Origin of the sequence: Mycobacterium triplex (assembly GCF_000689255.1) — a bacterium.
Classification (GTDB): Bacteria; Actinomycetota; Actinomycetes; order Mycobacteriales; family Mycobacteriaceae; genus Mycobacterium; species Mycobacterium triplex.
This window is the reverse complement of the sequence record NZ_HG964446.1, coordinates 1,123,317-1,133,973: the sequence shown is the minus strand read 5'-3', so window position 1 is coordinate 1,133,973 and position 10,657 is coordinate 1,123,317. Positions and strand designations below refer to the sequence as shown.

At 67.1% G+C, this 10,657-nt stretch carries 10 protein-coding genes; 2 read left to right on the top strand and 8 right to left on the bottom strand.

Annotation, left to right across the window (positions count from 1 at the left end):
• Positions 1–98 precede the first annotated feature (98 nt).
• From BN973_RS05170 to fgd, 4 genes are all read right to left on the bottom strand, one after another.
• Positions 99–962 (bottom strand): hypothetical protein, encoded by an 864-nt coding sequence (locus BN973_RS05170; RefSeq protein ID WP_036472060.1) that lies wholly within the window; start codon positions 960–962, stop codon positions 99–101.
• A 254-nt stretch (positions 963–1,216) separates the two neighbouring features.
• Positions 1,217–2,368: an acetate kinase gene (locus BN973_RS05165; RefSeq protein ID WP_036466397.1), complete on the bottom strand. Its 1,152-nt coding sequence runs from the start codon at positions 2,366–2,368 to the stop codon at positions 1,217–1,219.
• A complete protein-coding gene (gene pta, locus BN973_RS05160) occupies positions 2,361–4,451 on the bottom strand; it encodes a phosphate acetyltransferase (RefSeq protein ID WP_036466396.1) in 2,091 nt (696 codons plus the stop codon). Before pta ends, BN973_RS05165 begins: the two co-directional genes overlap by 8 nt.
• Positions 4,444–5,454 (bottom strand): glucose-6-phosphate dehydrogenase (coenzyme-F420), encoded by a 1,011-nt coding sequence (gene fgd, locus BN973_RS05155; RefSeq protein ID WP_036466394.1) that lies wholly within the window; start codon positions 5,452–5,454, stop codon positions 4,444–4,446. The genes pta and fgd overlap by 8 nt, the downstream gene beginning before the upstream one ends.
• A gap of 84 nt (positions 5,455–5,538) precedes the next feature.
• Here fgd and BN973_RS05150 point away from each other — a divergent pair, with 84 nt between their 5' ends.
• The gene (locus BN973_RS05150) at positions 5,539–6,291 is read left to right on the top strand and encodes an MBL fold metallo-hydrolase (RefSeq protein WP_036466393.1); all 753 of its coding nucleotides are present in this window, start codon (positions 5,539–5,541) and stop codon (positions 6,289–6,291) included.
• Positions 6,288–6,635 (top strand): YnfA family protein, encoded by a 348-nt coding sequence (locus BN973_RS05145; protein ID WP_036466392.1) that lies wholly within the window; start codon positions 6,288–6,290, stop codon positions 6,633–6,635. The genes BN973_RS05150 and BN973_RS05145 overlap by 4 nt, the downstream gene beginning before the upstream one ends.
• On the opposite strand, the gene BN973_RS05140 is transcribed toward BN973_RS05145, so the two are convergent.
• Genes BN973_RS05140 through BN973_RS05125 form a run of 4 tightly spaced genes read right to left on the bottom strand, consistent with a single transcriptional unit; the run spans position 6,610 to position 10,656 of the window.
• Entirely contained in the window at positions 6,610–7,965 is a 1,356-nt protein-coding gene (locus BN973_RS05140) for an NtaA/DmoA family FMN-dependent monooxygenase (RefSeq protein WP_036466391.1), read from the bottom strand. The genes BN973_RS05145 and BN973_RS05140 overlap by 26 nt on opposite strands.
• Complete coding sequence (locus BN973_RS05135) at positions 7,962–9,080, bottom strand: LLM class flavin-dependent oxidoreductase (protein WP_036466389.1); 1,119 nt, start codon at positions 9,078–9,080, stop codon at positions 7,962–7,964. Before BN973_RS05135 ends, BN973_RS05140 begins: the two co-directional genes overlap by 4 nt.
• The gene (locus BN973_RS05130; protein ID WP_036466388.1) at positions 9,077–10,174 is read right to left on the bottom strand and encodes an LLM class flavin-dependent oxidoreductase; all 1,098 of its coding nucleotides are present in this window, start codon (positions 10,172–10,174) and stop codon (positions 9,077–9,079) included. The genes BN973_RS05135 and BN973_RS05130 overlap by 4 nt, the downstream gene beginning before the upstream one ends.
• Positions 10,171–10,656 carry a GNAT family N-acetyltransferase gene (locus tag BN973_RS05125; RefSeq protein ID WP_036466386.1) on the bottom strand — a complete coding sequence of 162 codons (486 nt, stop codon included), beginning with the start codon at positions 10,654–10,656 and terminating at the stop codon, positions 10,171–10,173. The genes BN973_RS05130 and BN973_RS05125 overlap by 4 nt, the downstream gene beginning before the upstream one ends.
• Position 10,657 lies beyond the last annotated feature (1 nt).

Here is a 10,657-nt window from a genome sequence, read left to right as displayed (position 1 = left end):
CGTTGCGTGTGCGCCCAGGACGTTGCGTGTGCCGTCACGGCTCTGAGTGTGCGCCCTGGGCCGCGACACGCCGGGCGAGGCCCCCCGTGGGCGCACACTCAAAGCCGTTGCCGCACAGTCGAAGCACCGATGGCTTCGCGGACACGGCGTACAATCGCGGCGGGCCGGTCCTCGGCCACGATGCGGACAACGATCCAGCCCATCTGCTCAAGCGTCTCCAGCCGACGAATGTCTTTCACGTATTGCCGTCGATCGGTCCGATGGTGGTCCCCGTCGTACTCCACCGCGACCATGCAGTCCTCCCAGCCAAGGTCGAGGTAAGCAACGGGAATACCGTCGACTCCGAGCACCGGTATCTGGGTCTGCGGCCGCGGCAGGCCTGCATCGATCAGTAGGAGCCGCAAGTAGCTCTCCCGCGGCGACTGCGCACCAGCATCGACCAGATCCAGCGCCGTCTCCAGTCGCCGCAGTCCAGGCGAGTGAGGATGATTTTTCGCGACGCGAAGCGCATCATCGACCTTCAACCCAGTTGCCCGTGCGAGTGCGTCGAGTCGAACAACCGCTGAGCGAATGGCGCCACGCCGCCCGATGTCGAAAGCTGTTCGCTCTGGTGTAGTCACATTGAGGCGATCGATCAGCTGTATCTCGTTGTCTAGCAATGTTTCCCGCCGCGTGAGCACACCAGACGGTGTGCGGGGATTGCTGTATATCAGCTCAACAGGCACGCCATCGGGAATCCATTGAGAGCCGTGCAGTGCGGCGGCGGCCGCTCCGGCCACGATTCCCCGGCGCTTTGACCAAAGCCACGCCGCGACGACGCGCAGCTCCAGTGACGGTTCGATACCTTTGGGCAGGTAGACATTCGGAAGCACCGCACGATAACGGGCCCGCAGTTGATGCCGACTGAGCGTGCCAGACGCCAATGCCTCACTGCCGATGAATGGTTGACTCGAATCCCACATGGCGGGAACCATCGCATAACCAGCTCGGCTGAATATTCATTTATACACAGGGGCGGTGAGTGTGCGTTCACGGTTTCAAGTGTGCGTCCAGGGCGGCGACACGCCGGGTGAACGACGCCGTGGGCACACACTGAAAGCCGTCAGCACACACTCGACCAGAGGGGTGACGGGGAGGGGTGACGGGGAGGGCGACGAGAGGGGTGACGAGAGGCTCGACGAGAGGGGTGACGGGGAGGGCGCCTAGGGACGACGGGTCAGTCGCCCAGCAGGGCCGCGCAATCGCGGGCGATCGCGAGTTCCTCGTTGGTCGGGGCCACCAGCACGGCGATCGGCGAGTCATCGGCCGAAATCCGTTGCACGCCTTTCCCTACGGCCTGATTTCGACTGTCGTCGAGCACGATGCCCAACCCCTCCAGCCCGGCCACCGCGTCACGTCGCACCGCCGCATCGTTCTCGCCGATGCCCGCGGTGAAAGTCAGCACGTCGGTGCGCCCGAGCACGGCCAGGTATGCGCCGATGTACTTGCGCAACCGGTGGATGAATACGTCGTACGCCAATTGCGCTGAGCCGTCTCCTGATTCGATCATCGCGTGCAGCCGGCGGAAGTCACGCTCACCGGCCAGACCCCAGACCCCGGACCGGTTGTTGAGCATCGACTCGATCGCCTCGACATCCATCTTCGCGCTGCGCCACAGGTAGCTGATGACACCGGGGTCGATGTCGCCGCTGCGGGTGCCCATCACCAGACCCTCCAACGGGGTCAGGCCCATCGACGTGTCGACCGGCCGGCCGCCGGCGATCGCCGAGGCCGACGCGCCATTGCCCAGGTGCAGCACGATTTGATTCACGCTGTCCAGCGGCCGGTCCAGGAATTCGGCGGCCCGCTCGCTCACGTATCGATGTGACGTGCCGTGAAATCCGTAGCGGCGGATCTGGTATCGCTCGGCCAGCTCCCGATCCATCGCGTACGTCGCGGCCGCGGCGGGCAGGTGGTGGAAGAAGGCCGTGTCGAACACGGCGATATGCGCGACCTCGGGCAGCAGCTTGCGCGCCACTTTGATGCCCTGCACCGCGGGCGGATTGTGCAGCGGGGCAAGCTCCGACAGCTTCTCCAGGTCGGCGATCCGCTCGTCGTCGAGCAACGTCGGGCGATAGAAGGCCCGGCCGCCGTGCACGACGCGGTGTCCGACCGCCAACAGCCCGCTCGACTTCAGGTCGATACCGTCCTCGGCCAACTGGTGAAACGCCAGGCGCAGCGCCTCCTCGTGATCGGCGGCCCGCCCCGAGGGCTCGCCGATCTCCCCGATCACCCCGCCCGCCCGAGTCGTGCCCGAATCGGGCTCCACCAGCTGGAATTTCAGCGACGACGAACCGGAGTTGATGACCAGCACAACGCGTTCAGCCATGGCCGTTGCCCTGGGCCTGGATTGCGGTGATCGCGATCGTGTTCACGATGTCTTCGACCAGCGCCCCGCGGGACAAGTCGTTGACCGGCTTGCGCAAGCCCTGCAGCACCGGGCCGATCGCGATGGCCCCGGCGCTGCGCTGCACCGCCTTGTAGGTGTTGTTGCCGGTGTTGAGGTCGGGGAAGATCAACACGGTGGCATGACCGGCCACCGGCGAGTCGCGCAGTTTGGTGGCGGCCACCGAGGGTTCTATCGCGGCGTCGTATTGGATCGGCCCCTCGACCAACAACTGCGGATCCCGGGCGCGCACCAATTCCGTTGCCTTCCTGACCTTGTCGACGTCAACCCCGGTTCCGGAATCGCCGGTGGAGTACGACAGCATGGCCACCTTCGGTTCGATGCCGAACTGCGCGGCGGTGCGCGCCGAGCTGATCGCGATGTCGGCCAGCTGTTCGGGCGTCGGGTCCGGAACGATCGCGCAGTCGCCATAGGCCAGCACCCGATCGGGCAGGCACATCAGGAAGATGCTGGACACCGTCGAGACGTCCGGCACCGTCCTGATGATCTCGAACGCCGGACGGACAGTGTGCGCAGTCGTGTGAACCGCACCGGACACCATCCCGTCCACCATGCGGTTGTGCACCAGCATCGTGCCGAAATACGAGACGTCGTGCATGATCTCGTGAGCCTGCTCGACGGTGATTCCCTTCGCCTTGCGCAATTCGGCGTACTGCTTCGCGAACTGGTCGCACAGCTCTTCGTTGTGCGGATCGATAACCGTGGCGTCGTGCAGGTCGACGCCGAGTTCTGCTGAACGTAACCGAATTTGGGCTTCGTCACCGAGGATTGTCAGATGGGCGATACCACGCTTCAGCACCCGGCCGGCGGCCTGGAGGATGCGGTCGTCGTTGCCTTCGGGCAGGACGATGTGCCTGCGGTCGGCGCGGGCCTGCTGCGTGAGCCGATGGGTGAACATCTGCGGGGTGGTGATCGTGGGGATCGGAATGGCAAGCTGTGCAACCAGATCCGCGACGTCCATGTGGCTGTTCACCAGCTCGACCGCGGTGTCGATCTTGCGATGCGAGCCGGCCGTGACCCGCCCCCGGGCCGCGGCGACCACACTGGCCGTGTCGTAGGTGCCCAGCGTGGTGGCGATGATCGGCAGCCGCAATCGCAGGCCGGACACCAGTGCGGAGATGGACGGATGCAGGTCGAAGCCGCCGTTGAGGATCAGGCAGCACAGCGACGGAAACCCTTCGGCCGCATGCGCACTCGCGACAGCCAGCACGACGTCCGAGCGGTCGCCGGGGGTGATCACCGCCATGCCATCGCGCAACCGTTCCAGCACATGGTCCGCGGTCATGCCCGCCACCAGCACGCCCATCGCCTCGCGCCGAACCAGTTCGGCGTCGCCGCTGACCAGCGTCCCGTGCACGGCCGTCTGCAATTCGGCCACCGTCGGCGCCAGCAGCAGCGGCTCGTCGGGCAGCACGTAACCCGGTGGCGTAAACATATGCAGCGCTTCGGCAACCGCACCCACTTCGGCCGGATCGCACCGGTTGGCGACCACCGCCGCGGTGTGGGCGCGCTGCGCGGCCAGCTCGGCCAGACACACCTCGACGACCGCGGCGACCTGATCGGGGGTGCGATCCTTGGCTCGCACCGCCAGCAGCACCGGCGCACCGAGATTGACCGCGATGCGCGCGTTGACCGAGAGTTCGGCGGGCCCGGTGACATCGGTGTAGTCGCTGCCGACGATCACCACCGCGTCGCAGGATTGCGCCATCGCGTGATACGCGTCGACGATGCTGGCGATCGCGGCGTCGGTATCGGCGTGGATGTCCTGATAGGTGACGCCCACGCACTGCTCGTAGGACAGGGCCGCGGTGGTCCGGGTCAGCAGCAACTCCAGGATGTAGTCGCGCTCGTCGCCGTCAAGCCGCGTGATCGGCCGGAACACACCGACTTTGGCGACCGTCGCCGTCAGTCGGTTGAGCAGCCCCAGCGCGATCGTCGACTTGCCGGTCTCCGGCTCGGGCGCCGCGATGTAGATCGCTTTCGAAACGGAAGAGGTATCAGCCAAGTCGCCGCAGCCTGGGCGCCAGGTCCTTTTCGAACAGCTCCAGGAAGCGGCGCTGGTCGTGGCCGGGCGCGTGGAACACCAGGTGGTTGAGGCCCCACTCGACGTATTGGCCGACCTTTTCGACGGCCTCGTCGGGATCCGACGCCACGATCCAGCGCTTGGTGATCTGCTCGATCGGCAGCGCGTCGGCGGCCTTTTCCATCTCGATCGGGTCGTCGATGCTGTGCTTCTGCTCGGCGGTCAGCGACAGCGGCGCCCAGAACCGGGTATTCTCCCGGGCCAGTTCGGGATCGGTGTCGTAGGAGATTTTGATCTCGATCATTCGGTCGATGTCGTCGGCGTTCTTGCCCGCGGCTTCGGCGCCCTCGCGCATCGCGGGGATCAGCTTGTCCTTGTAGAGCTCTTCGCCCTTGCCGGAGGTGCAGATGAACCCGTCGCCGGCGCGCCCGGCGTACTTGGCCACCTGCGGTCCGCCCGCGGCGATGTAGATCGGGATACCGCCCTCGGGCACGTCGTAGATCGAGGCGCCCTTGGTCTTGTAGTACTCGCCCTCGAAGTCGACGCGGTCGCCGAGCCACAGCTCGCGCATCAGCCGCACCGACTCGCGCAGCCGCGCGTAGCGCTCCTTGAACTCGGGCCACTCGCCCTCGTATCCGGTGGCGATCTCGTTCAGCGCCTCGCCGGTGCCCACGCCGAGGAAGATGCGGTTCGGGTACAGGCAGCCCATCGTGGCGAAGGCCTGGGCGATGACGGCGGGGTTGTACCGGAAGGTCGGGGTGAGCACCGAGGTGCCCAGCACCAGGCGCTCGGTCCGCTCGCCGACCGCGGTCATCCAGGCCAGCGAGAACGGGGCGTGCCCGCCCTTGTGCCGCCACGGCTGGAAGTGATCGCTGACGGTGGCGCTGTCCATGCCGTGCGCCTCGGCGGCGACAGCCAGTTCGACGAGCTCGCGCGGTGCGAATTGTTCAGCAGACGCTTTGTATCCAAGTTTCAGTTCGGCCACCCGTTATTTCTACTCCTATCCGACCGGTCGCGACCCGCTGCGCCCGGCTTCGCCGCGCTTGCGATCGCTCCTACAGTGTTGGGCATGGCATCAGCGCCAACACTTGTTCAAGTCACCGACACCGTGCACCTGGCCCAGGGTGAGGCCGTCAACTGGACGCTGGTCGCCGACGACACCGGGGTGCTGCTGATCGACGCCGGCTATCCGGGCGACCGCGAGGCCGTGCTGGCCTCCCTCAAGGCGCTCGGGTACGGCGTCGGCGACGTGCGCGCGATCCTGCTGACACACGCCCACATCGACCATCTCGGGTCGGCGATCTGGTTCGCCGGCGCGCACGGCACTCCCGTCTACTGCCACGCCGACGAGGTCGGCCACGCCAAGCGCGAGTACTTGGAACAGGTCTCGGTCATCGACCTCGCGCTGCGCATCTGGCGGCCGACGTGGGCGGTGTGGACCGCCCACGTGGTGCGCAGCGGCGGTCTGATCCGCGACGGGATTCCGACCACCCAGCCGCTGACGCCCGAGATCGCCGCGTCGCTGCCCGGCCACCCGCGGCCCGTTTTCAGCCCGGGCCACACGAACGGACACTGCTCCTATTTGGTCGACGGCGTGCTGGCCAGCGGCGATGCGCTGATCACCGGGCACCCGTTGATCCGGCACGACGGGCCACAACTGCTGCCGGCGATCTTCAGCTACAGCCAGCAAGACTGCATCAGAACCCTTTCGGCGCTGGCTTTGTTGGAGACCGAAGTCCTGGCCCCGGGTCACGGCCCGCTCTGGCGCGGCCCGATCCGCGAGGCGACCGATGCGGCACTGCGAAAAGCCGGCGCGCTGTGACGATCGCCAAGTCGATCGCGTTGTTCGCGTTGGCGGCGCTGTTCGAGATCGGCGGCGCCTGGTTGGTGTGGCAGGGCATCCGCGAACACCGGGGCTGGATGTGGGTGGGCTGGGGCGTCGTCGCGCTGGGCGCCTACGGCTTTGTCGCCACCTTGCAGCCCTCGCTTGGTTCTGGGGCCCACTTCGGTCGCATCCTGGCCGCCTACGGCGGCGTCTTCGTGGCCGGCTCGCTGTTGTGGGGCATGGGTTTTGACGGGTTTCGCCCCGATCGCTGGGATGTCACCGGCGCGCTCATCTGCCTGCTGGGCGTGGCCGTCGTCATGTACGCGCCGCGAACTCGCTGAGCCCCAGGTGATCTCGCAGCGTCTCGCCGGTGTATTCGGTGCGGAACGCGCCCCGCTCCTGCAGCAGCGGCACCACCCGGTCGACGAATTCGTCGAGGCCGTGCGGCGTCAGATGCGGCACCAGGATGAACCCGTCGCAGGCGTCGGCCTGGATGTATCTGTCGATCTCGTCTGAGATCCGGGATGCGGTGCCGACGAATTGCTCCCGGGTGGTGACCGCGATGATCAGCTCACGGATCGACAGTTTCTCCGCTTCGGCGCGTTCGCGCCACTTGCCCGCAATCGCGACCGGGTCGACGTGGCGGACCCGGCCCTGGGTGATGTCGCTGTCGACGACCGGGTCGAATTCGGGCAGTGGACCGTCCGGGTCGTACTCGGAAAGCTCACGGCCCCATACCTGTTCGAGCATCGCGATCGCCGTGGCACCGCTGACCTGCTGATAGCGGATGTGACGCGCCTTGTCCTGGGCTTCGGCGTCGGTGTCCCCGAGAACGAAGGTCGCGGCGGGAAAGACCTTGAGCTGATCGGGGTCTCGGCCCGACGACACGGCCCGCCCCTTGACGTCGGCGTAGTAGCGCTGACCGTCCTGAAGCGAACCGTGCAAGGTGAACAACGCGTCGGCGTACCGGGCGCCGAACGCCCTGCCCTCGTCGGAGTCGCCGGCCTGCAGCAGGATCGGATGGCCTTGCGGCCCGACCGGCAGCGTGGCGAACCCCCGGACGTTGAAGTCCGGTCCCTGGTGTTCGATGCTGCGGATCCGGTCGGGGTCGACGTAGGTGCCGCTGTCGATGTCGGCCAGCACGGCGCCGTCTTGCCAGCTGTCCCAGAATTTCCGTGCGGTGATGAGGAACTCCTCGGCCCGCCGGTACCGGTCGGCGTGCTTCAGGAAGCCGCCGCGACGGAAGTTGGCGCCGGTGAACGCATCCGACGAGGTGACGATGTTCCAGCCGGCGCGGCCGCCGGACAGGTGGTCGAGGGTGGCGAATTGCCTTGCCACCTCGAATGGTTCGTTGAAAGTCGTGTTGATCGTTCCGGTCAGCCCGATCCGGTCGGTGACACCCGCCAGGGCCGCCAGCACCGTGAAGGTGTCCGGCCGTCCGACGACGTCGAGATCGTAGATCCGGCCGCGGTGTTCACGCAGCCGCAGCCCTTCGGCGAGGAAGAAGAAGTCGAACAATCCCCGCTCGGCGGTACGGGCAAGATGGACGAACGAGTCGAACTCGATCTGGCTGCCCGCGCTGGGATCTGTCCACACCGTGGTGTTGTTGACGCCCGGGAAGTGCGCCGCCAGATGAATCGGCTTGCGGTGCTTGCCGTTTCTGATATTCATTCCGTCAGACCCCAGCGTTTGGCGATCAGTTCGTGCGACCGCAGCCGGTCCTCGAACCGGTGCGTCACCGAGGTGATCACGAGTTCGTCGGCGCCGGTGACCCGCTGGAGCGCCTCCAGTCGCTGCGCAACCTCGTCCGGGTTACCGACGAATTGTGTTGCCAATCTGTCCTTTACCAGGTCGTATTGCTGTTCGGTCAGCGGTGGGCAACTGCCGGGCTCGGGATAGGGCATGGCTCCCACACCGCTCCGGATCGAGTACACCCAATGGCCGTATCCGTCGGCCAGGTGATGGGCGGTGTCGGAGTCGTCGGCAACGACGATGTCGGCCGACACCACCACGTATGGCTTCGCCAACGCCGCCGACGGCACGAACGTCTCGCGGTAGGCCTCGAGGGCCTCGAGCGCGGTGGCCGGCGTGATGTGATAACTCGCGACGAACGGCAACCCCAAGGCGCCGGCGACCCGTGCGCTTTGCCCCCGGGTACTGCCGAAGATCCACGGCCGCAAGCCACTTCGCTCGCCGGGCACGGCATGCACGTCGTACTTGCCGACGTGATACGTGCCGTCGAGCAGGGCGAGAATGTCATCGACCTGTTCGGCGAAGTCCGGGGATACCGCCTCCGGCTGCTGCAGGATCCCCATGGTGGCTTGCAGCTGTTCGAGATCGAGCAGCCCGCGCAGGTCGAAGGGGGTCGGAACGACGACGCCGTCCACCTCGTGCCACACCCGCGGCGGCCGAGGCTCTTTCGGTTTCTTCGGCTTCTGGCTTTCCAAGCGGCGCTGCCCGGACCGGCCGATCCCGAGATCGATGCGTCCGGGATAGAAGGCCTCCAGCATGCCGAAACTCTCGACGACCGCGATAGCGGTGGTATAGCCCAATTGCACGGCCGCGGCGCCAACCCGAATTCTGTCGGTAGCAGCTGCGATTTGTCCGATCAACACCGCCGGCGCGGCACTGGCGACGCCGACGAAGTGATGCTCGGCTACCCAGTAGCGGCGAAAGCCCCAGTCTTCGGCACGTTGGGCCAGTTCGATGGTGTTGCGCAGCGCCGTCGCCGGATCACTACCCGCGCTGATCGGCGCGAGGTCGAGGACCGAGAGCGCAACGTTCATCGCCGGACCGCCGCGTATCGGTTGGGCGCGACCGGCAGACCGAGCCGGGCCCGTAGCGTTTCGCCGTCCTGGTAGGCCGCACGGAAGCGGCCGGCCCGCTGCAACAGCGGAACCACCTCGTCCACGATCACCGGCAGATCGGTGGCGTTGGCGGCGGGTCGCAGCCGCGCCCCGTCCACCCCGAGGCGCTGCCATTCCAGCAGCAGGTCCACCAATTCGGTTGCGGCTCCGGTGAAGTTGAGCGCATCGGAGCGGGGATCACCTGCACCCCCGAACGACACCACCACGTCGGCGTACACCTTCAGCCGCCCGCCCCCGGCGGCGGCCAGCTCGTCCAGGATGCCGCGCAGCGAGGCCTCGTCGTGAGGCGTGATGAACACGAGATCAGCACTGGTAGCGGCGAATTCGTAGACCGGTCGCCGGTGGGCCAGTACCGCCACCACTGGCTGGCCCTGCGGCGGGCGAGGCGTGATCGACGGGCCCTTGACCGAGAAGAATTTGCCGGTGAAGTCGATGTAATGCAGCTTGTCGATATCGACGTAGCGCCCGGTGGCCACGTCGCGGATGATCGCGTCGTCCTCCCAGCTGTCCCAGAGCCGGCGCACCACGTCGACGTGATCGGCGGCCTCCTCGAACAACCCGTCCAGGCCTGCCTCGCGGCGGCCGAACAGCGCCGCCTCGTGCGCGGTCGAGCTGACGCGAGGCTGCCAGCCCGCCCGGCCGTGCGAGACGTAGTCAAGCGTGGCAATGGATTTGGAGATGTGGAACGGCTCGGTATGGGTCACCGTCGCCACCGGAACCAGCCCGATGTGCCGCGTCGCGGGTGCGATGCGGGCGGCCACCAGGGCGGCGTCGCCGCGACCGGCCAGCCGTCGCGGATCGATCCGCTCGCGGCGCCCGGGCTGCGGCATCAGGGTGTCGTCGATGGTGAGGAAGTCGAGCAGCCCGCGTTCGGCGGTGGCCGCCAGGTCGGCCCAGTAGCGGCCGCTGAGCGGCGAAGGCGTGTTCGGGTCGGCCGCCAGTGTGGCCCGCCACGCCTGCGGGTCCCAGCCGTACCCGTCCAGCGCGACGGCCAGATGCAGCCGGCCGCTCATGTGAGCCACTTCTCGAAGGCGATCGGGAAGACGGGACCTTCGGACGGCAACGGCTCATCCAGCCGGGTGTAGCCGGTGGCCCGGTACAACTCCTCGGCCTCGGGCTGCCGGTTGCCGGTCATCAAATAGACCCTCCGGTAGCCGCGCACCGCGATCTCGCCTTCCAGCTCGGCCAGCAGCGCCATCGCGTAGCCGCGGCGGCGATGCCCGCTGTCGGTCCAAATTCTCTTCAGCTCGGCCGTCTCGGCGTCGAAGCGGCGAAACCCGCCGCCGGTCACCGGGCGGCCATCCAGCAGGCCGATCAACATGCCCCCGTCCGGTGGCGCGAACTCGTCGGTGGGGTTGTCCTTGAGCCACGCCAACACCGTCGGCGCCGTGCTGTCGTAGCGCTGCGCGTACTCGGTGGCCAACTCGGCCAGCAACGGCTGCGCCAGCGCGTCGTCCAACGCGGCGGGGACGAACCGGAGCCGGGTCTTGGACATC